This is a genomic window from Streptomyces sp. NPDC087300, from assembly GCF_044744425.1.
Classification (GTDB): domain Bacteria; phylum Actinomycetota; class Actinomycetes; order Streptomycetales; family Streptomycetaceae; genus Streptomyces.
This window is the reverse complement of the sequence record NZ_JBIUYI010000005.1, coordinates 476,583-499,853: the sequence shown is the minus strand read 5'-3', so window position 1 is coordinate 499,853 and position 23,271 is coordinate 476,583. Positions and strand designations below refer to the sequence as shown.

The 23,271-nt window shown below is 72.6% G+C and carries 21 protein-coding genes; 10 read left to right on the top strand and 11 right to left on the bottom strand.

From position 1 onward, the window contains the following. Positions 1-136 precede the first annotated feature (136 nt). Positions 137-871, bottom strand: a complete 735-nt coding sequence (locus ACIO9J_RS22480) for a helix-turn-helix domain-containing protein (protein WP_402002227.1) — start codon at positions 869-871, stop codon at positions 137-139. A gap of 210 nt (positions 872-1,081) precedes the next feature. Between ACIO9J_RS22480 and ACIO9J_RS22475 the strand changes: the two genes are divergently transcribed. Then, positions 1,082-2,044 carry an ATP-binding cassette domain-containing protein gene (locus tag ACIO9J_RS22475; RefSeq protein ID WP_402002224.1) on the top strand — a complete coding sequence of 321 codons (963 nt, stop codon included), beginning with the start codon at positions 1,082-1,084 and terminating at the stop codon, positions 2,042-2,044. After that, complete coding sequence (locus tag ACIO9J_RS22470; RefSeq protein ID WP_402002221.1) at positions 2,041-2,832, top strand: ABC transporter permease; 792 nt, start codon at positions 2,041-2,043, stop codon at positions 2,830-2,832. The genes ACIO9J_RS22475 and ACIO9J_RS22470 overlap by 4 nt, the downstream gene beginning before the upstream one ends. Before the next feature lie 108 nt (positions 2,833-2,940). Here the strand turns inward: ACIO9J_RS22470 and ACIO9J_RS22465 are convergent, their stop codons facing one another. Both ACIO9J_RS22465 and ACIO9J_RS22460 read right to left on the bottom strand, forming a co-directional pair. Continuing rightward, positions 2,941-3,297: a Tn3 family transposase gene (locus ACIO9J_RS22465; RefSeq protein ID WP_402002218.1), complete on the bottom strand. Its 357-nt coding sequence runs from the start codon at positions 3,295-3,297 to the stop codon at positions 2,941-2,943. 80 nt (positions 3,298-3,377) lie between these two features. Then, positions 3,378-4,004, bottom strand: coding sequence for a LysE family translocator (locus ACIO9J_RS22460; protein ID WP_402002216.1), 627 nt, complete (start codon positions 4,002-4,004; stop codon positions 3,378-3,380). A 238-nt stretch (positions 4,005-4,242) separates the two neighbouring features. Here ACIO9J_RS22460 and ACIO9J_RS22455 point away from each other — a divergent pair, with 238 nt between their 5' ends. After that, entirely contained in the window at positions 4,243-5,316 is a 1,074-nt protein-coding gene (locus tag ACIO9J_RS22455; RefSeq protein WP_402002213.1) for a MerR family transcriptional regulator, read from the top strand. Here the strand turns inward: ACIO9J_RS22455 and ACIO9J_RS22450 are convergent. Beyond that, on the bottom strand, positions 5,288-6,124 hold the full coding sequence (locus tag ACIO9J_RS22450) for an SDR family NAD(P)-dependent oxidoreductase (protein WP_402002210.1): 837 nt from the start codon (positions 6,122-6,124) through the stop codon (positions 5,288-5,290). The genes ACIO9J_RS22455 and ACIO9J_RS22450 overlap by 29 nt on opposite strands. A 180-nt stretch (positions 6,125-6,304) precedes the next feature. On the opposite strand from ACIO9J_RS22450, the gene ACIO9J_RS22445 reads away from it, so the two are divergent. Further along, positions 6,305-6,964, top strand: coding sequence for a TetR/AcrR family transcriptional regulator (locus ACIO9J_RS22445; RefSeq protein WP_402002207.1), 660 nt, complete (start codon positions 6,305-6,307; stop codon positions 6,962-6,964). Here ACIO9J_RS22445 and ACIO9J_RS22440 read toward each other — a convergent pair. Both ACIO9J_RS22440 and ACIO9J_RS22435 read right to left on the bottom strand, forming a co-directional pair. Further along, a complete protein-coding gene (locus ACIO9J_RS22440; protein ID WP_402002204.1) occupies positions 6,961-7,542 on the bottom strand; it encodes a DUF4232 domain-containing protein in 582 nt (193 codons plus the stop codon). The two genes, ACIO9J_RS22445 and ACIO9J_RS22440, sit on opposite strands and share 4 nt — an antisense overlap. Before the next feature lie 259 nt (positions 7,543-7,801). After that, a complete protein-coding gene (locus ACIO9J_RS22435; RefSeq protein WP_402002202.1) occupies positions 7,802-10,555 on the bottom strand; it encodes a BTAD domain-containing putative transcriptional regulator in 2,754 nt (917 codons plus the stop codon). Positions 10,556-10,647: 92 nt separating this feature from the next. Here ACIO9J_RS22435 and ACIO9J_RS22430 point away from each other — a divergent pair, with 92 nt between their 5' ends. Beyond that, the gene (locus ACIO9J_RS22430; protein WP_402002199.1) at positions 10,648-11,688 is read left to right on the top strand and encodes a WGR domain-containing protein; all 1,041 of its coding nucleotides are present in this window, start codon (positions 10,648-10,650) and stop codon (positions 11,686-11,688) included. 66 nt (positions 11,689-11,754) lie between these two features. Here ACIO9J_RS22430 and ACIO9J_RS22425 read toward each other — a convergent pair whose 3' ends face one another. Continuing rightward, complete coding sequence (locus tag ACIO9J_RS22425; protein ID WP_402002196.1) at positions 11,755-12,150, bottom strand: RidA family protein; 396 nt, start codon at positions 12,148-12,150, stop codon at positions 11,755-11,757. 136 nt (positions 12,151-12,286) lie between these two features. Here ACIO9J_RS22425 and ACIO9J_RS22420 point away from each other — a divergent pair, with 136 nt between their 5' ends. Together ACIO9J_RS22420 and ACIO9J_RS22415 are read left to right on the top strand one after the other, a co-directional pair. Continuing rightward, on the top strand, positions 12,287-13,261 hold the full coding sequence (locus ACIO9J_RS22420; protein ID WP_402002193.1) for a helix-turn-helix transcriptional regulator: 975 nt from the start codon (positions 12,287-12,289) through the stop codon (positions 13,259-13,261). A gap of 56 nt (positions 13,262-13,317) precedes the next feature. Further along, positions 13,318-14,217 carry a hypothetical protein gene (locus tag ACIO9J_RS22415; protein WP_402002190.1) on the top strand — a complete coding sequence of 300 codons (900 nt, stop codon included), beginning with the start codon at positions 13,318-13,320 and terminating at the stop codon, positions 14,215-14,217. Here the strand turns inward: ACIO9J_RS22415 and cydC are convergent. From cydC to ACIO9J_RS22395, 4 genes are all read right to left on the bottom strand, one after another. Further along, complete coding sequence (gene cydC, locus ACIO9J_RS22410; protein WP_402002187.1) at positions 14,211-15,926, bottom strand: thiol reductant ABC exporter subunit CydC; 1,716 nt, start codon at positions 15,924-15,926, stop codon at positions 14,211-14,213. The genes ACIO9J_RS22415 and cydC overlap by 7 nt on opposite strands. After that, complete coding sequence (gene cydD / locus ACIO9J_RS22405; protein ID WP_402002184.1) at positions 15,923-17,668, bottom strand: thiol reductant ABC exporter subunit CydD; 1,746 nt, start codon at positions 17,666-17,668, stop codon at positions 15,923-15,925. The genes cydC and cydD overlap by 4 nt, the downstream gene beginning before the upstream one ends. 29 nt (positions 17,669-17,697) lie before the next feature. Further along, a complete protein-coding gene (gene cydB, locus ACIO9J_RS22400) occupies positions 17,698-18,747 on the bottom strand; it encodes a cytochrome d ubiquinol oxidase subunit II (RefSeq protein ID WP_402002182.1) in 1,050 nt (349 codons plus the stop codon). Positions 18,748-18,814: 67 nt separating this feature from the next. Then, positions 18,815-20,089, bottom strand: coding sequence for a cytochrome ubiquinol oxidase subunit I (locus tag ACIO9J_RS22395; RefSeq protein WP_402002180.1), 1,275 nt, complete (start codon positions 20,087-20,089; stop codon positions 18,815-18,817). Positions 20,090-20,401: 312 nt separating this feature from the next. Between ACIO9J_RS22395 and ACIO9J_RS22390 the strand changes: the two genes are divergently transcribed. The 3 genes from ACIO9J_RS22390 (at position 20,402) to ACIO9J_RS22380 (ending at position 23,271) form a co-directional block, all read left to right on the top strand. Beyond that, the gene (locus ACIO9J_RS22390) at positions 20,402-21,331 is read left to right on the top strand and encodes a LysR family transcriptional regulator (protein ID WP_402002178.1); all 930 of its coding nucleotides are present in this window, start codon (positions 20,402-20,404) and stop codon (positions 21,329-21,331) included. Between the two features lie 336 nt (positions 21,332-21,667). Beyond that, on the top strand, positions 21,668-21,991 hold the full coding sequence (locus ACIO9J_RS22385; protein ID WP_402002175.1) for a 2Fe-2S iron-sulfur cluster-binding protein: 324 nt from the start codon (positions 21,668-21,670) through the stop codon (positions 21,989-21,991). Further along, on the top strand, positions 21,991-23,271 hold the full coding sequence (locus ACIO9J_RS22380; RefSeq protein ID WP_402002172.1) for an NAD(P)/FAD-dependent oxidoreductase: 1,281 nt from the start codon (positions 21,991-21,993) through the stop codon (positions 23,269-23,271). The genes ACIO9J_RS22385 and ACIO9J_RS22380 overlap by 1 nt, the downstream gene beginning before the upstream one ends.

The following is a 23,271-nucleotide window of genomic DNA, read 5'->3' as shown; positions in this document are numbered from 1 at the left end:
GGAGGATCGCGGCCCTGGGAATCATGCAGCGCTACGCGCCACCTGGCCAGAGCAATAAGGGAGCAGTGCCGTCAGGCGTGACGGTGGACATCGTGACGGAAGCGATGCGGCAACACCTGCGGCCGTTGTGCCCCGCTCAGGCGGTTTCGGATGTCTGTCGAGAGTGGGTGGAGTAGACCTGGTGCCAGTGCTCGGCCGAGCGGACCAGGTCGTCGATGACGTGGCGGAGGAACTGGCTTGTGTTCTCCAGCCGGGCACCGGCAGGGGTGGTGATGCCAAGCTTCCGAGCTCCGGCCGCGCAGGCTTCGGCGATCCGGGTCTGGTTGCGCGCGCCGGCCATGATGGATGTGAACACCGCGTCCTCTTCGATGACGTAGCGCTCGGCGCGGCTGCGGGGGTCGCGCTCGCGCTTGACGAGTGCCTGGTTCTCCAGGTAGCCGATGGCCTTGGAGACGGAGGCCGGACTGACCCGCAGGCGTCGCACGAGGTCCGCAGAGGTGAGGCCGCCGCTGTCGGTGATGAACAGCGCGGCGAGCACCTTGGCCATCATCTGCGGGAGCCCGGCCTGAATCATCAGCTCCTCGCTCTGTGCGCCCACCTCGTCCACGATCCGCGGATTGCGCCCGCCGAGGTCGCCCTCTCCTGGTGAGGTCGGCGGCGCGGGGGTCCTGCGCTGACGCATGTGCCCTGCGCCCACTCGGTGCGCCGCCTCGGCGCGGTAGCCGCGCGGCCCGCCATTGCGCATCACCTCGCGGGTGACAGTCGAAGTCGGCCGCCCGATACGGCGGCCGATGGCGGCGTAGGTCAGCTCCTCGCGCAGCCCCGCGGCGATCTGCTGCCGGTCCTGGAGTGTGAGTCGGTCGCCGGGCATCGGGCGTCCTCCACTGTTCGACGTCAGGACAAGCTTAATGCAACGCTCTTTCCGTTGCATTATCTGGAACTCATCGTGCAACGATTTACCTTATTTACCTGCATGTATGTCGTTGCTTCACTTGAACATGATTGACGAACCAATGTATGCAACGCAACTATTACTGAACCATGAAGGCTGGCTGAATGCTCATCGACGGAAGCGAACCCCATGAACACCGACCTCGGTCCCCCCGCCCTCTCGGCGACTGCTGTCCGCAAGGCGTACGGCGACCACGTGGTGCTGAACGGCATCGACCTCGACATCCCCGCAGGATCGGTCTTCGCCCTACTCGGCCCGAACGGCGCGGGCAAGACCACGATGGTGCAGATCCTGTCCACGCTCATCCGCGCCGACGCCGGGGAGATGCGGGTCGCCGGCCACGACGTGGTCCGTGATCCGGACGGGGTCCGTGCGGCGATCGGCGTCACCGGCCAGTTCTCCGCGGTTGACGGATTTCTCACCGGCGAGGAGAACCTGCTTCTGATGGCCGACCTGCACCACCTGCCCCGCCGGGAACGGCGACGGTGCGCCACCGACCTTCTGGCGCGGTTCGACCTGGCGGACGCAGCCCGCAAGCCCGCGATGACGTACTCCGGCGGGATGCGGCGCCGCCTGGATCTCGCGATGACGCTGGTCGGCCGGCCCCGGGTGATCTTCCTGGACGAGCCGACCACCGGGCTCGACCCGCGCAGCAGGCGGACCATGTGGGAGATCATCCGCCGTCTGGTGGCCAACGAAGGGATCACGGTCTTCCTCACCACCCAGTATCTGGAGGAGGCCGACCGACTCGCCGACCGGATCGCGGTGTTGCACCACGCAAGGCTCGTCGCCCAGGGCACACCGGACGAGCTCAAGCGGCAGGTCGGCGGCGGCCACATCACCCTGCGATTCGCCGACGCGCACGACCACGACAGTGCGGCCCGTGCCCTGGACGTGCTGTCCCGCGACGATGAGGCACTCACGCTGCAGGTGGCCGGCCGCGGCGACGTCCAGTCGCTGCGCGCACTCCTCGACCGGCTCGACCACGCCTCGCTGACCGTGGACGAACTCCAGGTCCACACCCCCGATCTCGACGATGTCTTCTTCGCCCTGACGGGCGCCCCCGTCGACGAACAGGCGCCCGCCCGATGAGCGCCGCCACCCACGCCTTCACCGACTCGGCGACCATGCTGCGCCGCCAGCTGCGGCACATGCTGCGCTACCCGACGCTCACTCTCACCGCCGCCGGGGTACCGGTGGTTTTTCTGCTGCTGTTCGTCTACGTCCTCGGCGGCATTCTCGGCAGTGGCCTCGGCGGGCCGTCGGGCGGGCGCGACACCTACGTGAACTACGTCGTCCCCGGAGTCATCCTGATGACCGCGGCCACCGCGGCCCAGGGCACCGCGATCTCGGTGGCGATGGACATGACCGAAGGGATCGTCGCCCGGTTCCGCACCATGGCCATCGCCCGGGTCTCGGTGCTCACCGGCCACGTGCTCGGCAGCCTGACCCAGACCCTGCTGAGCATCACCATCGTCACCGGCGTCGCCCTGCTGGTGGGCTTCGAGCCCACCGCAGGCTTCGCGGAATGGCTCGGCGTGATCGGCCTGCTCGTTCTGATTATCTTCGCGCTCACCTGGCTGGCCGTCGCGCTGGCCCTCAAGGCCAAGAGCGTCGCCGCCGCAAGCAACATGCTGACGCCACTGATGATCCTCCCCATGATGGGCAGCGGATTCGTCCCCACCGACTCAATGCCTGCCGGGCTCCAATGGTTCGCCGACTACCAGCCGTTCACCCCGTTCATCGAGACCCTGCGCGGCCTGCTGATGGGCACTCCGATCGGCAACAACGCGAATCTCGCCCTCGGCTGGTGCGCTCTCATCGCCCTGGGTGGCTATATGTGGGCCAAGAAGCTCTACAACCGCGAGCCCACGCAGTGAGCTGCTCAGGTGCTGGCTTTTGACCACCTACCCGGTCGAGATGAGTCCGCTCGGATTCGAGGCGGGCTCGAGGGGCGGGCGGCCCGGTCGATGCCCCCCGGAAGTCCCTCATCGTGGCTGCGTGCGTGACCGGTCGGCGGCGCCGGCAGATGCGCGGGGGCGGGGCACGGCGGCAACCGGTCCTAGGTCGAGCCGGGCGTCCATATCCAGGCGGAAGGTGCCGTACGGGTTGACGTTCGACCAGAACAGCACGGTCAGGCCGCGCCGGTCCTCGTCGCTGAGCTTCTTCACCCACGCCGGTTGGGCCAGGATCTGCTGCACCAGCAGGGTGTTGACGTGCACGAGCGCGGACTGGAGCAGGTGCAGCGCGAGCATCGACGTCTCGGCGTGCTCCCTGTCCGGGCCGGTCAGGGCGCCCTCCTTGCCGTAGCGGAGCACGGTGTTCGCGCTGTTCCAGTTCTCCACGACCTGGAGCCCGGGACGGCGGCAGCTGGACCTGGATGGCCGAGGAGGGACCGGCGAACCCGGCCCCGCCGCCCCCGGCCTTAGTGGCTGTCGGCCGTCGCGACCTTCAGCCCGAAGCCGATCAGTACGACCCCCGTGACCCGGTCGAGGGCCCGGCGCACGGTGGGCCGTTCGAAGAAGCCGCGGGCCTTGGCGAGGACCATGACGTAGCCGCCGAGCCAGAGCAGCGTCAGCGTCGCGTGGAGGAGGACTAGCAGCGCCATGCCGAGGTGCGAGGGGAAAGACGGGGGCGCGAGGGTGGGGAGCAGGCCCGTGTAGAAGACGGCGATCTTCGGGTTGAGCACGTTGCTGACGAGGCCGGTCCGCCACGCGTTCCCGGCGGGCGCGGCAAGGCTCGGCGGACACGTTGTCGCGCGTCCGGCGCGACGGCTCCGCACCAAGGCCTGGACGCCGAGTACGACTAGGTACGCCGCGCCGAGCAGCTTCACGGCCGTGTACGCCGCGGCCGACGCGGCGAGGACGGCGGCGAGTCCCGCCACGGTGAGGACGCCCCAGACGAGCAGGCCCGTCGTGATCCCGCCGACCGTGCGGAGGCCGTCGCGCCAGCCCGCGCCGACGGCCCGTTTCGTGACGACGGCCATGTCGGGGCCCGGTACCACCGTGAGCAGGGCGAGCACTCCGGCCGCCGTCATGATCTGCGCGAACATACGGGCAGTCTGGCATCCGGCACCGGCGGGCCCGTCGAGGGGCCCGCGGCCCGGGTGCACCGCCGCGTCCGTGGCTGCGTGGGGGGGAGCGAACGCAGCCACGCCTCAGGGGCGCCGACTCCTCTGAGGCGGCCCGGGTGCGAACACCCGTCGGGCCGGACACCGCGGATCCGTCTATGCTCCGAACTCCCTTGCAAAGGCGGCAAGTTGCATCGTTCTCGCATCGTATGGTGTGCGGATGAAGAGCGACCGCACCGCGGGCGGGGCGCCGCCGACGGCCGTGGCGGGTGTGACGACGGGGGCGCTGGCGAGGCGCCTCGGCGTCTCGCCCACCACGCTCCGCTCGTGGGACCGCCGCTACGGGGTGGGTCCCGCGACGCGGGCGGACGGCACGCACCGCAGGTGGGCACCGGAGGACATCGCCGTCCTGGAGGAGATGTGCCGCCTCACCTCGTCGGGCGTCGCACCCGCCGAGGCGGCCCGCTCCGCCAAGGCCGCCGCGACCCTGCCGCCGGGCGCGCGACCACCCGCCACGGCACGTCCGCACGCCACGCGGCCGAACGCGGCGGGCCAGGCAGCCGCGCGCCCCACGTCGGCGGACCCGGCGCCCGCGGACATCCGGCGGGCCAGGCGCGGCCTGATCAGGGCCGCGATCCGCCTCGACTCCCCCACCGTGGAGCAGCAGTTGTCCGCGACGATCGCCCGGCACGGGCTCGTCGTCGCGTGGGAGGAGCTGATGGTGCCCGCGCTGCACGCGGTGGGCCGCAGGTGGGAGTCGTCAGGCGACCGTTACGTCGAGGTGGAGCACCTCCTTTCGTGGCACATATCGACGGCTCTGCGCCGGGTCGCGCCGAGGACGGCCGCGCCGGTCCCCGCCCCTCCCGTACTCCTGGCCTGCGTGCCCGGCGAGCAGCACTCCCTGGCGCTCGAATCGCTCGCCGCGGCGCTGTACGAATGCGGCCGCCCCCTGCGCATGTTCGGCCCGGCCGTGCCGGTGCCCGCGCTGACCGCGGCCGTGCGCCGGATCGGTCCGAGCGCCGTGGTGCTCTGGTCGCAGGCCCGCTCCACCGCGAGCGTTCCGCTCGCCCAGCACGTGGTGGGTGCCCGCTGGGGCGTGCAGGGTGCGCGCGGCCGACCGGCGGTGCTCCTCGCGGGTCCCGGCTGGCCGGGCCAGGCGGTGAAGGGAACGCGCCGTCCTCTGCTGCTGAGCGAGGCCCTGACCGTCCTCACGGAACTCGCTCCGCCCGCGGACGATGGCGACACCGCCACTCCGGCCGCTGCCGCTACAGGCAGGGCACCAGATCTTCGGTGAGGTGATGCAGCCGAAGTGCCGCCTCCGGGTCGAACGCCTCGCCCCTCAGGGCGAGTTGACGGCTGCCGCGGTAGGCGGTGAAGGGTGGCCCCGGCGGTTCGTCGAGGAGGCGTGTCATCGGGGCGACGGCCTTGGGGACCGGGGTGGCGAGGAGCGCGAAACACGCCTTGGTGAGGGCGCGCGGCGGCTGGGGCAGATGGTCGGGCATGCCGGTCGCCACGACGCCGGGGTGGTAGCCGACGTAGCGGATCCGCGTGCCGGCGTGCACGAGGGGGAAGGCCACGCCGAGCAGGTCGTTGGCGCGGAAGGATTGCAGGGTGGCCTTGATCCCGCTGTGGCGGCGCGTCAGTTGGAGGTCGTCCCAGTGCACGCGGCCCAGCGGGACGCCGGGCGTTCCGACGTTCATGATGACGGGGCGCGGCGCCGCCTCCAGCGTCTCGCGCAGGCCGTGGCCGAGCACGTACCGGCTCAGGTAGGCGAGCGCGAAACTGTGCTCGAACCCTTCGGGCGTGACGGTGCGCGGACCGAAAAGCCGGTAGCGCTGGGCGCATAGGACGAGTTGGTCCACCGTGGAGCACTCGCTCCGGACTGCCGAGACCAGCGCGCCCGCCGCCTCGACGGAGGTGAGGTCGGCGCGCACGAAGCGTGCGCGATCTCCCGCCGAGAGGGCCGCCGCCTCCGCAAGCCACGCATCGCCCTTGGCCGGTGTGCTGCCGACGGCGAGCACCCGGGCGCCCTCCCGTAGGTAGTGCAGGGCAAGTCCCTTGCCGATTCCGTCCGTTCCTCCGGTGATGACCACGGTCCGCACGACTGCCTCCTCCCCTCCGGGCGGTGCGGCCGCGGCGCGGCAGGACGGCCCGGAACCCACATGCGGATAGGCCTTATCCGCTTACGTCAGGACCGTAGCACGAAGCGGATATGCTCTATCCGTTTGTTTGGCCGAACCGATCACGGCACCGAACCGATCACGGCACGCGAAGGGACCCGCATGGGTGACGAAGGCGCGAGGGCGGCCGGGCGGCCGGCCGTCGCGGGAAAACGCCCGCTGAGGAGGGACGCCGAGGAAAATCGCCGACGTGTCCTCCAGGCGGGCCGGGAGGTCTTCGCCGCGCGGGGGCTGCAAGCCACGCTCAACGACGTCGCCCATCACGCCGGGCTCGGCGTCGGCACCGTCTACCGGAAGTTCGCCGACAAGCAGGCGCTCGCGGCGGCCGTCTTCGGCGAGGAACTCGACGAGATCGCGGCGCTGGCACGGCAGGCACAGGACGACGCCGACGCCTTCGCCGCCCTCGCCGACTTCCTGGAAAGGGCCCTGGCCAAGGCCTCGGTCAACCGCGGCCTGCGGGAGCTGATGCGCCAGGGCACCGCCGAGGACACCGACCTCGCCAGGACCCGGGCGGAGATCACCGCGCACTGCGCGGCGCTCGTGGAGCGGGCGCGCCGCCAGGGCGCGCTGCGCGCCGGGGTGACGGCGGCCGACATCACCCCCATCGCCGCGATGATCGACGCCGTCATGCCGCTGCCCGGCGAACCCGGCGCCGAGCCCTGGCGCCGCTATCTGACGATCGTCCTCGACGGCCTCCGCGCCCGCCCGCGCCAACGGCACCTGCCACCGGGGCAGCCGCGGGCGCAGGCACCCGAGGACTAGAAGTCGTACGGCTTCTTCTTGTTCCAGTGGGTGACGTCCGCGCTGGTCCAGCTGAACTTCGAGGGGACGCCCCTGCCGTCGAAGGCCGCCTGCTCGGTGGCGGGGCCCGTGTCGCCCGTACGGTCGCGCAGCGCGATGCTCAGGTCGCCGGAGGTGTGGGGCCTCCCGGAGTCGGTGAAGAGGTTCACCGCCGAGTACACCTTGGCTCCGGGCCGCAGCGTCACGCGGGTGCCGCCGCCCGGGGCGTCCTTGGCGGAGTGGGGCAGCACCTTGGTCGTGTCACCGAGCATCACCGAGGGGTAGGAGGTCACCCAGCACGGCTTGGAGTCGGCGTTCGTCGCGGTGATGAGCAGGTGCTCGCCCTGCTGCTTCGCGAAGCGGTGCACCACGGAGTACGACAGCTCATCGCCGTGGCACGCACGGGTGGCGGTGGTCGTCGCCGCGCTCCGCATCGTGTCCGCCTTGCCGGCCGTGGCGAGGTCGGCGGCGGAGGCGCCGGCCGAACCGCCGTAGACGGTCAGGGCGAGGGTGGCGGTGGTGGCGGCCAGGACCGCGGTGCGGATCCGGTGCGTGCGCATGGTGGTACTCCCCGATTGTGTGGTCGTGCGGTCGACGCGACGGTTTGTCGCGGTGTGACCACCTTGGCAGGATCTGCTGCCGTCATGATCACGCACCGCTGACGTTCCGCTGACGTCCACGAACGGGTCGCGCGGGCCGCCGCCACACGCCGTACGCCCTACACGCGAGCCTCATGCGCACGCCCCGCAGCGCGCACCCCTCAACGCACACCCGAAGCGCGCACCCCTGAACGCACACCCGCAGCGCGCACCCCGCCCCTCACGCCCCGACGGCCAGCCGCGCCCGTGCCGCGTCCCGCCGCACGCGGTACGCCTCGTCGTCCGTCACCCGGAGCAGCGCGCCGAGCGCCCGCACCGCGCCGTCGTCGTACCCGGCCGCCTCCGCCTCCCGCGCCGCCTCGTCGAGGCAGCGGACCCCCTCGATCTCGTCGCCGAGGCCGACCAGCGCCTCACCGGCCGCCGCGAGCAGCAGTACACGGGACGGCGCGGGGGCGTCCGGAGCCTGCAGGGAGCTGGCCGCGGTCGCGGTGCCGAGTGCCGACTTCCATTGCCCAGCGTCGAGTTGATGCCTCGTCAGGTGGTAGAGGGCGAGACGTTCGGTGTTCCGCTCCCCCGTCGCACGGGCGATGTCCACGGCGCGCAGACAGCCGTCGGCAGCCTCCTCCAGGTCGCCGAGCGCGGCCTGCGCCAGCGAGAGGTTGATCAGCGCGGTGGCCTCGCCGCCCGCGTCGCCCGCCCGCGCGGCCAGCCGGGGCGCCTGCTCCAGGTGGGGCAGCGCCTCGGCGGTGCGGCCCTCCTCGGTGAGGACCCAGCCGAGCAGCGAGAGGACCCTCGACTGGGCGTACGCGTCGGCGTCGGCCCGCGCCGCGGCCAGCGCCGTGTAGAGGAGCGGGGACCAGCCGTCGTGGACGCGCCACACCATGAGCGGCCACAGGGCGAGGACGAGCCGCCACGTCCTGTCGTGCAGCCCGGCGGCGTCCGCCGCGCCCGCCGCGAGGACGACGTCCTCGCGTTCGGCCGCGTACCAGGCCATCGCGGCGTCCCGGTCGTCGAACTCCCTCACCTCCACGGGCGGATGGAACGCGGCGGGCAGTTCGAAGCAGGGTTCGCCGTCCTGCTCGGCGGCCTGTGCGGCGGCGAGCCCGGTGGCGATGTAGTGATCGAGCACGCGGGGCAGGGCATCGGGTTCGGCGTCCATGGCGCGCGCGTAGAGACGGACGAGGTCGTGCATCGTCCAGCGACCCGGGGCGCCGTGCGTGAGGAGGTGCGCCGCGGCCAGCTGGTCGAGCGCCGTCTCGGCGGCCGCCGGTGTGCTGCCCGCGAGGGCCGCGGCCGTGCGGCGGCCGAAACGGGTGCCGGGGTGACGGCCCAGGTGGGCCAAGTGGTGGGCCGCGCCGGGCGGGAGGCGGCGCACGGAGAGCTGGAGGGCCGCGCGCACCCCGGTGTCCTCCGCGTCCAGGAGGCTGAGCCTGCGCGTCGCGTCCGACAGCTCTTCGGCCATGGCGGCGAGCGTCCAGTGCGGCTGGTCGGCGAGGCGGGCCGCGGCGACCCGCAGGGCGAGCGGCAGTCCGTCGCAGAGCCTGGCGAGCCGGCGCGCGGCGATCGGTTCGGCGTGCACCCGCTCGGGGCCGAGCACCGCGGCGAGCAGCGCCGCGCTGTCGTCGTCCCCCAGCACGTCGAGCGGCACGGGCCGGGCGGCGTCGGAGGCGACGAGGCCGCTCAGCCGGTGCCTGCTGGTGACGACGGTGACGCAGTCGGCCCCGCCGGGGAGCAGGGGCCTGGCCTGCTCGGAGGAGCGCACGTTGTCGAGTACGACGAGGATCCTGCGCTCGGCGGTCAGCGAGCGGAACAGGGCGGCGGCGCTGTTCAGCGACTCGGGTATCCGGCGCGGCGCGACACCGAGGGCGAGCAGGAACTCCCGCAGGACGTCGAGGAGTTCGGGCTCGCCCGTCTCGCTGAAGCCGCGCAGGTCGACGTGGAGCCTGCCGTCGGGGAAACGCTCGCGTTCGCGGTGGGCCCAGTGCACCACCAGGGCGCTCTTGCCGACTCCGGCGGGCCCGGTGACCAGGCAGACGGGCGCCTCGCCGGAGGCTGCCCTGGACAGCGCGGCGAGTTCGGCGGCGCGCCCGTGGAAGCCGCGCGGCGCGCGCGGCAGCAGGTCGACGGGGGCGCCGGAGACGAGGGGCGCCGTCGCGTCGGCGGGCACGGGGCGCGCCGCGGGCCCGCCCCGCTCGTCCACCGGGGCCCCGGCCGCTCGCGCGTCCTCGTCGTCGTACTGTCCGCGCAGGGCCAGCGCGTAGGCCTCGGCGAGTTCGCGCCCCGGGTCGACGCCCAGTTCGTCGGCGAGCAGGCGCCGGGTGCGGTGGAAACAGTCGAGCGCCTCGGAGCGTCGGCCCGCCCGCCGCAGGGCGGTGACCAGCGCGGCGGAGAGCGACTCGCGCAGCGGATGGGCGCCCGCCTCGGCGTGCAGCACCGCGGCGGCCCTGGCGTGCTCGCCCAACTTGCCGTATCCCAGGGCGAGTTGTTCGACGGCGGAGAGCCTGAGCTCCTCCAGGGCGTGCGCGGCGGCCTGCAACGGCGCGCTCGGGAAGACGCCGCTCAGCGCGGGCCCCTGCCACAGCGCGAGGGCCTCCTGGTACATGACGACGGCGTCGCCCGCCGAGCGCTGCCCGCGCGCGAGCGCGACGAGCTCCTCGAAGCGGTGGGCGTCGAGGAGGCTCTCGGGCATCCGCAGCGCGTAGGCCGCGCCCTGGGTGGCGAGCTCCACGCCGTACATCCGGGCGTCGGTCGACTCCAGGAGCGTCCGTAGGCGCGAGACATGGCCCTGGATGACGCTCCTGGCGCGCGGCGGCGGCTCGTCGTCCCACAGGGCGGCGGTGAGCTGGTCGACGGGGACCGGGAAGTTGGGCCGCAGCAGCAGCGCGGCGAGCAGGCTGCGCCGCTTGACGGGGCCGAGCGCGAGATCACCGGCCTCGGTGGCCACGGACACCGATCCGAGCAGCCGGAACTCCACGAACCTGCACCTCCAGAAGCGAAAGAGCGACAGCTTATCGTCAGTCGTCGAGGCGGTACGGAGCGCCCATGTGACAGGAGAGTGGCGGGGGAATGTCCGAGACGCGGTATTTCGAGAAGCGCGAGGGCGCGGTGGCGCGGCACTGGCGGATCAGCCGGTCGGGCATCCGCTGTCACATGGCCTGGGGGCGGGTCGGCGGACGCACCCTGGGGTCGAGCATGACGCTCGACGACGAGGCGCACGCCGTACGTCACTTCGAGAAGAAGGTCGCCGAGAAGCTGCGTCAGGGGTACGTCGAGGCGGTCCCCGACCCGTCCGTCGACGCGGACGGCACCGCGCCAGAACCGCTCGCGGAAGCACCGCTCCTCGACGTGATGCGGGCCGCCGAATCGAAGCGGTACGCGGGCGCCTGGGAGTTCTTCTGGAAGGGGTACGAGGAGGTGGCGGGGCACCCGGGCACGTTCGTGAAGTTCCACGACTTCCGGGCGGGCCCCGGACCCTTCCACGACTATCTGGTCCTGGCCGATGACGGGATGCGCGGCCTGTCCTTCGTCGTGAAGGAGCCGGGGCACAGCGCCGGGACGGTGTCGGCCTTCCTCGACTTCGTCAGGCCCCGCGTCGCCCTCGCCTTCGACGGCCGCTCGCACCACAAGGTGGCGCTGCCCTCCCCCGTCGGCCGCCTCGACCACGTGCTGTTCTGCGCGCCCTCGCTGCACGGGGCGCGCTACGGCGGGCGGCTCGCGGGCGCGTTCCCGATCCACGGCTGCGAGATCGCCGACGAGGACACCGAGACGCTGGTGGAGGCCCGCATCAAGGGGCGCGACGCGCTGCCCTCGACGACCTGGGACCGCGTCCCCTGCCCCGTGCTCGACCTCAAGTTCGACCTGCGGAGCGGGAGCGGCGGCTTCGCGGAGCTCGGCGGCCGGTCGTCCGTCCGCGAGAAGACGTTCAAGGTCTATTCACGTCCGATGCTGGAACGCGCGCTGCGGCTGCTGTCGGCGGCGACCGCCGACAGCACCCTGGAGATCCGCAACCACCGGCGTGACATCCTCGCCCTCGCTCCGGCCCACCTCACCTCCGACACCCCGGCCGGGATCGACCGGTTCCTGCTCGGCGGGCCGGACCGGGGATGAGGCCCGCCGCCTCCCGCGCGGAGGCGGCGGACATCCGGTGGGATCGCGGTGGGGTCGCGGTGGGGCTCACGCCACGGCGGTCGCCTCCAGTTCGACCAGCTGCCCGGGGACCGCGAGCCGTGTCACGCCGAGCATCGTGGTGGTCGGCGCCACCCCGGCGGCGCCCAGCCGCGCCGCGAGCACGCCGTAGTGCGGGAAGAGCTGGTCGACGTCGGTGGTGTAGACGTTGAGTCTGACGAGGTTGGCGAGCGTCATGCCCGCCTCTTCGAGCACGGCCTCCACGTTGTCGATGCTGAGCGCCAGCTGCGCCGCCATGTCCCCGTCGTGCTGCGGCTTCCCCTCGTCGTTCATCGCGGTCTGCCCCGAGCAGTACAGGGTCCGGGTGTGCCCGGAGACGACCTCGCCCTGGTTGAACCCCAGCTCCGTCGACCACGTCACCGGGTTGACCGCCGTTCGCTCCATCGCCACATCAATTCCCTTCGTTCCATGCGGAGTTCGTACGTCCATCGACTCGGTGGCCACCTGCTTCGACGTCGTGCGGCAGAGCCTGCCAACAAATCACGACACCCTTCGTCATGTATCTGCCTAGACTTCCGGCATGCGCGCCGACCGGCTGGTTTCGCTCGTGTTGCTGTTGCGCCAGCGAGGTCGGCTGACCGCGGACACGCTGGCCCGCGAGCTAGAGGTGTCCACTCGCACCGTGCTGCGCGACATCGAGGCGCTCTCCTCGGCCGGGGTCCCTGTCCACTCCGAGCGCGGCAGGCACGGCGGCTTCGCGCTGTTGCCCGGTTTCCGCACCGAGCTGACCGGCCTCAACCACGACGAGGCGCTCGCCGTACTGACCGCGGGAGCGGGCCGGGGCGAGCAGGCGTTCGGCCTCGGTTCCGCGCTCGCCTCGGCCGTGCGCAAGGTGGCCGATGCGCTGCCCGACGACCACCGGGCCACCGCGAGCGACGCGGCCCGGCGCTTCCTCGTCGACCCGGAGACCGACCTCCTCTCCCGCCGCACCGGCACCGAGGAGGTGCCGGAAAGGGTCATGTCCGAGGTCCGGCGCGCGGTGCTGACGGGGCACAAGCTCCGCATCCACTACGCGGCTTCGGGCCAGTCCGCGCAGTGGCGCACGGTCGATCCGGTGGGCCTGGTGACCGTGCGGGACAAGGGCTATCTGCTGGCCACGAGGTCCGGCGACGACCGCACCTACCGGCTGTCGCGGCTGCTCGCCGCCGAGGAACTCCCCGAACCGGCGCAGCGCCCGAGCCGGGTCGACCTGGACCGGATCTGGCGGGAGCGCTCCGCCCGCTTCCTCTCCGGCGGCGACCACCTCACCGTGCTGGTCCGGGTGAACCCGGCGCGGCGCGAGGAACTGTTCGACACCGCGCTGGCCGTGCGCGCGCACGAGCCGGAAGCGGACGGGCGGCTGCGCCTCGACGTGACCTTCCAGGACGCGCGGCACGCCGAATGGGCGCTGTGGCAGCTCGGCACGGACGCCGAGGCCCTGGCCCCGCGGTCGCTGCGCTCCGCCCTGCGCGACCGCGCCCGCACGCTCGCCGCCCACTACGAAGACGGACCCTGAGCACCGCGCACGGACGACCTCTTTACAGAAACGGCCCGGGGTCATTTCCTCGACGCATGGAAGCCGCCTGGCCCTCGCTGACCACGCCCCTCGCCACCGCCGTGATCTCCGCGGCCGTCGCCCTCGTCGTCGCCTTCGTCACGCCGTCGCTCAAGTACGGCCTGGACAAACGGTTCCACCGGCGCAAGCTCGACATCGAGTACACCTACGAGCAGCAGAAGGAACTGCGCAACCGCATCGCCCTCTACAAGGGCCTGCTCCTGGAGACCGGCGGCGCGCTGCGCAACCGGCTCGCCAACTTCCTCACGCACGAGGCGGACGGCTGGCTGCGCGGCCGGGGCACCTGCGGCGAGTCCGGCTACTACCTGCGCTCCTTCGCCTACCGCATCCTGTGCCTGGTGGCCACCTGCCGCCTCATCGAACGCCAGGCGCTCTATGTGGACAGCGTCGTCGCGGCCCGCTCGGACCGCAGGTTCCTGGAGGCCATGAAACTCAACATCGCCGTATGGACCAGAGCGGACCTGTTCGAGGGCCTTCCCTACGACGGCGGCGCCAACGACGACCACTTCTTCCGCGACCATCTAGCCGACATGGCAGACACGCTCTACGAGGACGGCCGGCTGCTCTCCCTCAAGGAGTTCGGGCAGCGGCTCGCGGCGGACGACGAGGAGTACCTGACCGTCTTCACCTTCCTGGACGGGGCGTGCCGCCAGGAGTCGGCCCGCTACCGCTTCGACCGGCTGATAGCGGTCCATCTGGTGCTGCTCGCCACCCTCAACCGGTTCGGGTACGCCTACCAGCGGCTGCCGTACGAGCGTTTCGCCGCCGTCGCCCGTGAGTGCGAGCACCCCGTCGTCCTCACCAATCTCTCCGCCATGGTGCGGGAGTACTGCCTCGACGAGGAAGACGGTTTCCGGTACCTGGTCCGGGCCGCTGCCGGAGTCACCGGTCAGTGACCGGCGCGGTCGAGCGTCGCGATCGCGTCGGCGGCCGCGAGGCCCGCGCGGTCGTGGGCGATCAGGAGCGTGGTACGGCCGCGGGTGGCGTCGAGGATGTCGGCGAGGACGTCGGCCGCCGTGTCGGGGTCGAGTCCCTCGGTGGGTTCGTCGAGGACCAGGACGGGTGGGTCGGCGAGCAACGCCCTTGCCAGGAGCAGCCGTTGGCGCTGGCCGCCCGACATCGTGGCGCCGTCCCCGCCGACGACGGTGTCCCAGCGGTCGGGCAGCGCCTCGATCCAGGCCAGGAGCCTGGCCGCGCGCGCCGCTTCACGCAGCTCGGCCTCCGTGGCGTCGGGGCGGGCGAGGAGCAGGTTGGCGCGGATCGTGGTGTGGAAGACGTGCGCGTCCTGCGTCATGCCGGTGATCAGGCGCCGGACGTCGGCGCCCGCGCAGTCGCGCAGTTCGCGCCCGCCGACCCGGATGCTGCCCGCCTCGTACGGGACGAAGCGCATCAGCGCCGCGATCAGCGTCGACTTCCCTGAGCCGCTGGCGCCGAGCAGCACGACCCGGTGCCCCGGCGGGACCCGCAGGTCCACCCCGTCGAGGGCGGGGGGCGCGTCGGGGTGGTGGCGCACTCGCAGGCCCGTGACCTCCACGCCGATCGGACCCTCGGTGGGCAGCGGCGCGGGGGCCGCGGGTTCGGTGACCGGCGGCGGGGTGTCGAGGACGTCGGCCAACCGGCGTGCGGACGCGCGCACTTCGGCCAGTCGGCGGGCGGCGGCGGGCAGCGGCGTGAGGGCCTCGAAGGAGACGAGGGCGAGCACGGCGAGGACGGTGAGGCGCACGGCGGGCAGCGCGCCGTCCGCGTGCGCGCGCAGCGCCAGCCAGGTGACACCGGCCGTCGCCGCGCCCTGGAGGAGCAGGATCACGGCGGACGCGAGCGAGGTGGTCAGGGCGCCGCGGCGTTCCAGCGCGGCGATGCGGCGGGTGACGCGGCGCGCCCGGCCGTGGGTGCGGCCCCGGGCGCCGTACGCGGCGAGGTCCGCCGCGCCGCGCGTCAAGTCGACGGCGAGCGCGGCCAGTTCGGCCCGCGCCTCCTTCTCCGTACGGCCCGTACGACGGGAGAGCGCGAGCACCAGCGCGGGCACCAGGAGTCCGGCCACGGCGAGGAGCAGTCCGAGCAGCAGGCCCGCCGAGGGCAGCAGCGCCATGGCCGTGCCGGTGGCGGCCGCGGCGACCGCGCAGGCGGCGACCGCCGGGATCAGGACCCGCAGGAGCAGGTCCTGGGCCGCGTCGACGTCGTCGACGAGCCGGGTCAGCAGATCGCCGCCGCGGAAGGCGGGGATACCGGCCGGGGCGAGCGGCACGAGCCCCTCGTAGACGCGGGTGCGGAACCCGGCGACGGCCCGCAGCACGCCGTCGTGGCCGAGCAGCCGGTCGGTGTAGCGGAGCGCCCCGCGCCCGAGCGCCAGGGCGCGTACGGCGACGATCGCGAGGCTCACCGAGGCGAGCGGGGGCTGCTCGGCGGCGCGCGTGATCAGCCAGGACGCGGTGGCCATCAGCGCGGCGCCCGCGAGGTCACTGCCCGCGGCGGCGAGGGCGGCGGGCAGCAGCCCGCGCCGGTACGGGAGGAGGTGGAGCAGGAGGCGGAGGGTGGGGTGGGGTGTCCGGGGCGTGTGCGGCCGGGCCGACGGGGCCGTGGGGGCGGCCTGCGCGGAGGAGGTCATGAGGTCACCAGGCTTTCCGTGGGCGGCGGTTCGGGTGCGGGTGCCGGGTCGTCCGCGAGGGCCGTGAGTTCCGTGGGGTCCATGGCTACGAGGCGGCCTCCGCGTACGGTGACGATCCGGTCCGCGTGGGGCAGCAGATTCGTGCGGTGGGCGACCACGACCGCGGTGCGTCCGCGCAACAGGGCGACGGTGGCGCGTGTGACGGCGGCCTCGCTCTCGGGGTCGAGGTGGGCGGTCGGTTCGTCGAGGAGGAGCACGGGCGCGTCCTTGAGGAACGCGCGGGCCAGGGCGATCCGTTGGCGCTGGCCCGCCGAGAGTCCCGCGCCGTGTTCGCCGAGGACCGTGTCGTACGCGTGGGGCAGCTCCGCCACGAACCGGTCGGCGCAGGCGGCGCGGGCCGCCCGCCGCACCTCGGCGTCGCTCGCGTCGGGGCGCCCGAGGCGAATGTTGTCGGCGACGGAGGCCGCGAACAGGTGCGGGCGCTGCGGCACCCACGCCACCTGGGCGCGCCATGCGTCGGGGTCGAGGTCTCCGAGGTCCGCGCCGCCGACGGTGACCCGGCCGCGGTCGGGGCGCGTGAAGCCGAGGAGCAGGGCGAGCAGCGTGGACTTGCCCGCGCCGCTCGGCCCGACCAGGGCCACGTGTTCGCCGGGACCCACCGAGAGGGTGACGCGGTGCAGGGCGGGGTCGGTGCGGCCGGGGTGGTGGACCGTCACGTCGTCCAGGCACAGGGCGGACGTTCCGGGGGCGGGGACCGGGGCGTGGGCACGTGTCTCGGAGTTGCCGTCCGCGTCGCGCCCATCGTCGAGGATCGCGAAGACCCGTTCGGCGACCGCGATGCCCTCCGCGCTGTCGTGGAAGGCCGCGCCCGCCGCGCGCAGCGGCAGATACGCCTCGGGCGCGAGGAACAGGGCGACGAGCGCCGTCCGCAGATCCATGTCGCCGTGCAGCAGCCGCAGCCCGACGGGGACGGCGACCAGGGCGACCGACAGCGTGGCGACCGTCTCCAGGACGAAGGAGGAGAGGAACGCCACGCGCAGCGTCCGCATGGTGGCCCGCCGGTGGGCGTCCGCCATCTCGCCCACCACCCGGCTCTGGTGCCGCTCGCGGCCGAACGCGCGCAGGGTCGGCAGTCCGGCCACCACGTCGAGGAAGTGGCCGCCGAGCCGGGCGAGCAACTGCCACTGCCGGGCGGTGCGCCGCGCGGTGTGCAGGCCGACGAGCGCGCCGAACACGGGGATCAGCGGCAGCGTCACGACGACGATCAGCGCCGAGGTCCAGTCGGTCCACAGCAGCCAGCCGACGACGGTCAGGGGCACCACGCCCACGGCCGCCTTCGTGGGCAGATAGCCGGTGACGTACGGGTCGACGGCGTCGATGCCACGGGTGAGCAGCGTCGCCGTCTCGCCGTGGCGGCGGGCCGCGAGGCGCAGGGGGCCCGTGTCCTGGAGGCGGCCGGTGACCTTGTCGCGGAGTCCGCGCTTGGCGTCGGCCGCGGCGCGCTGCGCGAGCCCGCCACGGGCCCAGGCGACGAGCGCGCGCAGAGCCAGGACCGCCCCCAGTGCGGCGAGCGGCGCGAGCCGGGGCGGGCGCCCCACGAAGCCGTCCGCGAGCACCGTCGCGAGGGGGACCGCCTGGGCGACGACGAGTCCCGCGCCGGTCAGGGCGAGCAGCGTGGAGTACGTCATGTGGCGGCGCAGCAGCGGGAGTTCATGCAGCAGGCGGCGTTCGACGGGTTTCACGCCGGGTCCCTTCTCGTCGCTTCGCGGGCTCAGAAGTAGCTGGGGTGACGTCGGCCGGTCCGCCCCCGGAAGGCCCACCAGCTCCACGACTGGTACACGAGGATCATCGGGACGACCAGGACCCCGAAGACGCTCAGGATCTTCAACGTGGCTTCGTCCGTTACGGCGTGGTCGACGGTCAGACCGGAGCCCGCCGAGCTGATCAGGAGGTACGGGTGGTGGCCCGCGCCCACGAGCAGGACCGGCAGCGCGGTCGCGCAGCAGGTGGACGCGAACGCCCTGATCCGGTGCCCGTGCGCGAAGGCCCGCCAGGCGGTGGCGAGCGCCGTCACGAGCAGCGCGGCGACGGCCGCCGATGTGGCGCGGTTCGTCATCGAGGCGCCCGCGCCGAACAGGGTGAGGAGCAGCGCGAGGGATCCCACGGCGGCGACACCGGCCAGCAGGCTCCGCGCCAAGTGGCGGGCTCTCGCGGCGAGTTCTGGCATCGAGCGCAACGCGACGAACCCCGCCCCGTGCGCCGCGAAGAGCAGTGCGGTGGTCACTCCGCAGGCCAGCACGAACGGCGAGGACACCTCGTCGAAGCCGATGTGGAAGCTCCCGTCGGGGCGCCGCGGCACACCGTGCAGGAGCAGCCCGATGACGAGGCCCCAGCACAGTGCGGGCAGCGCGCCGCCGAACACGATCAGCGCGTCCCAGTACCGGCGGCCGCGTGGGCCGCGTGCGCGGCCGCGCAGTTGGATAGCGGCGTTGCCGAGGACCAGGCCGACGAGGATCGCCACGATCAGCGGGTACAGGCCCGACAGGAGCGCGCCTTCCAGGTGAGGGAAGGCCCCGAACAGGACGCCGGCGAAGGCGACGAGCCAGACCTCGTTGCCCAGGAAGAAGGGCGCGATGGCGTCGAGGGCGGCGTTCCTGCCGCCGCCCCGGCCGCCGCTCCCGCCGTCGCCGATGTCGCCATCGGGGCGGTCGTCGCCCAGGTAGGGGTGCAGCATCTGTACGCCGTAGTCGTATCCGCCGAGCACGAAGTACCCGGCGAGGAGCAGGCCGAGGAGGGCCAGCCAGAGGGTCTCCAGACTCATCTCGTTCAACTTTCCGTGACGCGTGACAGGGGGGGAGTTCATCCGCACGGGCCGGGCCCGCGACGGTTCAGAAGGCCGGGAGCGGCTGCTTCTCGGCGTCGGGCGGCAGCGGTTCCGTGGCGCCGAGCTGTGTCGCGTCGGGGCCACGCCGGGCGAAGCGCGCGATCAGGGTCCAGTTCGTCACGGCCAGCGCGAGGAAGACGGCGATGAACACGGCACAGGAGACGGCGAGGGCCGCCGTGCCGACCTGGGAGAGCGCGTCCCGCACGGTCAACTCGCCGTACACGAGCCAGGGTTGCCGCCCGACCTCACGCACGACCCAGCCGCCCGCGGAGGCGATGAAGGGGAACGGGATCGTCGCCACCAGGATCCAGGAGGCCCAGCGCCAGCGCATGAGGCGGTCCTTCCACAGCAGGACGAGGGCGAGGAACGTGATGGTGGAGACGGTGTTGCCGATGAGCGTCATGGAGTCCATGGCGAACCGGACGGTCTCCTGCCAGGGCACGTAGTCGCCGGGCCCGTGTTCCGCGACGAGCCGCGCCTGGAGCTCGGCGACACCGCTGTCCTCCAGGACCGCGTGCTTCATCGGCTGGGTCCGCTCGATGACCGGGCGCTGCATCTCGCCGACGATGACGACGAAGAAGGAGGCGACCGTGGACATCCAGAGCCCGAGGCGCAGGGACCCCCGGAACAGCTCGGTCTCCTCGGTGCCCTTCAGGAAGTGCCAGGCGCTGATGCCCGCCACGAAGACGCCGCCGGTCGTCAGTGCGGCGAGGGCGACGTGGCCGAGCGCGACCAGGGCGCTGGAGTTGGTGAGGAGAGCACCGAAGTCCGTCAAGTAGGCGGCTCCGTCGCGCACTTCGTAGCCAACAGGGTGCTGCATGAAGCCGTTGGCGATCATGATCCAGTACCCGGACGCGTACGCGGTCAGGGCGACCAGCCAGATGAGCGTGACGTGCACGCCGCTGCGCAGCCGGCCCCAGCCGAAGATCCACATGCCGAGGAAGGTGGACTCGGCGAAGAAGGCGATGAGCGTTTCGAGGGCCAGCGGCGCGCCGAAGACGTTGCCCGCGAACTTGCTCAGCCCACTCCAGCTGAGCCCGAACTGGAACTCCATGACCAGGCCGGTGACGATGCCGACCGCGTAGTTGATGACGTAGAGCTGGCCCCAGAAGCGGGTCATGCGCTCCCGGACCGCTCTCTTGGCGGGATCACGGGTGACCGCGGCCCTGGTGTGCATGATCGCCACGAGGGGCACGAGCCCCATCGTGAGGATCACGAACAGCCAGTGGATGCCGGTCGTGGCCGCGAACTGGAGTCGGGCCAGATCCGCAGCGCTCATGGTGCGGCCTTCCTGGGGGTCGGGGGCGGCGTCGAGGTCGGGGGCGGCGTCGAGGTCGGGGGCAAGGGCGAGGTCGGGGGCAAGGGCGAGGTCGGAGGAATCACAGGAATCAGAGGGATCAGAGGGGTCGGTGGGGAAGTCAGGGGGGCAAAGAGCGAGGCCGCCGCATCGCGTGTGCAGGTGCTGGGCGCGGCCGTCGCCCGTCACCTGTGCGGTGGCCTCGATGACGACCGTAGGGAAAATCGCTTATGCATTTCCAAGACCGGTTTGGCCATGTGAATATGCTCTGGAAGGCATAAGTGAAGGTGGACCGTGGATCTTCTGCAGTTGCGCTACTTCCAGGCAGTGGCCCGTTACGAGCACATCAGCCGTGCCGCCGAGGAACTGCGCGTCGCCCAGCCCTCGTTGAGCCGCACCATCGCCCGTCTCGAGGCCGACCTCGGCACCCCGCTCTTCGACCGGCGGGGCCGCCGCATCCGGCTGAACCAGTACGGCACGATCTTCCTGCGCCACGTCGAGCGCGCCCTGAGCGAACTCGACGACGGGCGCAGGGCCCTGGCCGACGCGCGGGACACGGGACTCGGCCGGGTCAGCGTCGCCTCCGAGACCCTCCTGACCATCAGCCCCCTGCTCGGCAGTTTCCGGTCCTCCTTCCCCCGGGCCGACGTGCGTCTCTACCAGTCGGACGCCACGGAGATGGACCGTCAGCTGCGCGCGGGCGAGGTCGACTTCTGCGTGGCGTCACAGCCCCTGACCGGCACGAACCTGGACTCGGTCGAGCTCGCCCGCGAGGAGGTGCTGCTCGCGGTGCCGTACGGGCACTGGCTGGACGGGCGGGAGAGCGTGACGGTCCGCGAGATCGCCGACGAGCCCTTCGTGACCACGCGCCGAGGCCACTGGCAACGCGCCCTCCTCGACCGGCTTTTCGAGGCCGAGGGGCTCACACCCCGACTGTCCTGCGAGGGCGACGAACCGGCCGCGAGCCAGGACATGATCAGCGCGGGCCTCGGCATCGGCCTGATCCCGGCGATCTCCCGCAAGGCCGGTTCCGAGACGCGCGTGCCGGTCGCCTGGGTGCACCTCGACGCGCCCGACTGCTACCGGGTCCTCACCCTGGTGTGGAACCGCGACACGTATCTGTCCGAAGCGGCCCTGCACCTGCGGGAGTTCATCACCAGCAGGCCGCTGATGACGCATCGTCTGCCCCCACCGCGCCACGAGAGCGTCCAGGACCCGTCCTGACGGTCGGCCCGTCCTGACGGCGGGCTCGCCGTAGCGCGCGGAATCCGCCGCTGCACGCTGGGGCCGCCCTGGCCCGCGGGAACCTCTTCTGGTACGTTCCATCGCGCTGCCCCATCCCCGGCCAGGACGTCGCGTGTCCCGACGGCCGGTGTGCGGCCGCGAGTCGGCAGGGGTGTCGCGTCCCCCGACGGCCTCCGGCGGCGCTCTCCACAGCCGCCCGGCACCGGCTCCCCCGTTCCCTTCCACCGCCCGGCACACGTGTCCCTGCCCGCGCACCCGCATCCCCGCGTTCCCGCGCGCCCCAGGACACCCCGGACGCCATCGAGGAGTTCCGTCATGCCCAAAATCACCTACGTCTCCGCGGACGAGACCGCGCGGACGATCGAAGTCCCCGTCGGTACGAGCGTCATGCGCGGTGCCGTCTTCAACGACGTGGACGGCATCGTCGCCCAGTGCGGCGGCAACGCGCAGTGCGCCACCTGCCACGTCTACGTGGACGCCACGACCGTCGACCGGCTGGCGGTCGCCGGGCCCGACGAGGACGACCTGCTCGACTTCACCGCGGCGCCGCGCCACGACACCAGCCGCCTGAGCTGTCAGCTCCTGGTGACCGATGACCTGGACGGCCTGATCGTCCACCTCCCGGAACGGCAGAACTGATGGCGCCCGGCACACCGCCCGCGTCCGTCGTCGTCGTGGGCGCGGGGCAGGGCGGCTTCCAGACGGCGGCGTCACTCCGCGATCGCGGCTACACGGGGCGTATCACCCTCATCAGCGCCGAGGACGCGCTGCCGTACGAACGCCCGCCCCTGTCCAAGGCGTTCCTCAAGGACGACGCCTATCTGGAGGGCGGCGCCCAACTGTGGCTGCGGCCCGCGACCTACTACGTGCGCCAGGACATCGACCTGGTCGCGGGCACCGTGACGGACATCGACCGGGCCGCGCGCACGGTCCGCCTGGCCGACGGCTCCGCGTACGACTACGGCCACCTCGTGCTGGCCACCGGCGCCGGCGCGCGCACCCTCGACGTACCGGGGGCTCGGCTGCGCGGCGTGCACACGCTGCGTACCGCGCAGGACGCCACCGCGCTGCGGCAGTCACTCGCCGCCGCACGGCGCGCGGTGGTGGTGGGCGCCGGGTTCATCGGGCTCGAATTCGCCGCCGTGGCAAGGGAGTCGGGATGCGAGGTGACGCTCGTGGAGGCGGCCGAGCGGCCGCTCGCGCGCGTCGTCTGCGCGCACACCTCCGAGCACTTCGCCCGGCTGCACCGCGCGGCGGGCACCCGGCTGCTCTGTGGTCACGAGGTCGCGGCGCTGCGCGGCAACGGTCGCGGCGGCGTGGCGGAGGTGGAGCTCACCGACGGCAGCGCGCTCCCCGCCGATCTGGTCCTGACCGGCATCGGTGCCGCCCCGCGCACGGAACTCGCAGCGGCGGCGGGGCTCGCGGTAGATGGTGGCATCACCGTCAACTCCCGTCTGCTGACCGGCGATCCGCACATCTCTGCCGTCGGCGACTGCGCGACGTTCCCCCAGGTGCGCTCCGGGAGTCGGCTGCGGCTCGAATCGGTGCAGAACGCCGTCGGCCATGCCCGGCTCGTCGCCGAGCGGCTGACCGGTGGGCCGCCGTCCTTGACGTACGACGAACTGCCCTGGTTCTGGAGCGATCAGTTCTCGACGACCCTGCAGATAGCGGGACTTGACGAGGGGCACGACGGTGAGGTGGTGCTGAGTGAGGAGTCCGGCGCGTTCTCTGTGCTTCTCTTCAACGGCGATGAACTGTGCGCGGTCGAGTCGGTGAACCGTCCCGGTGATCACCTCGCGGCGCGCCGACTCCTGGAACGGCGCGTGCCGTTGGGGCCGGGCGAGGCGTCGGAGCCCGGCTTCACGCTCAAGGGGCATCTCGCGGGCCGGCGGAGAGGGGCGGGCGTGCCCGCGGACTGA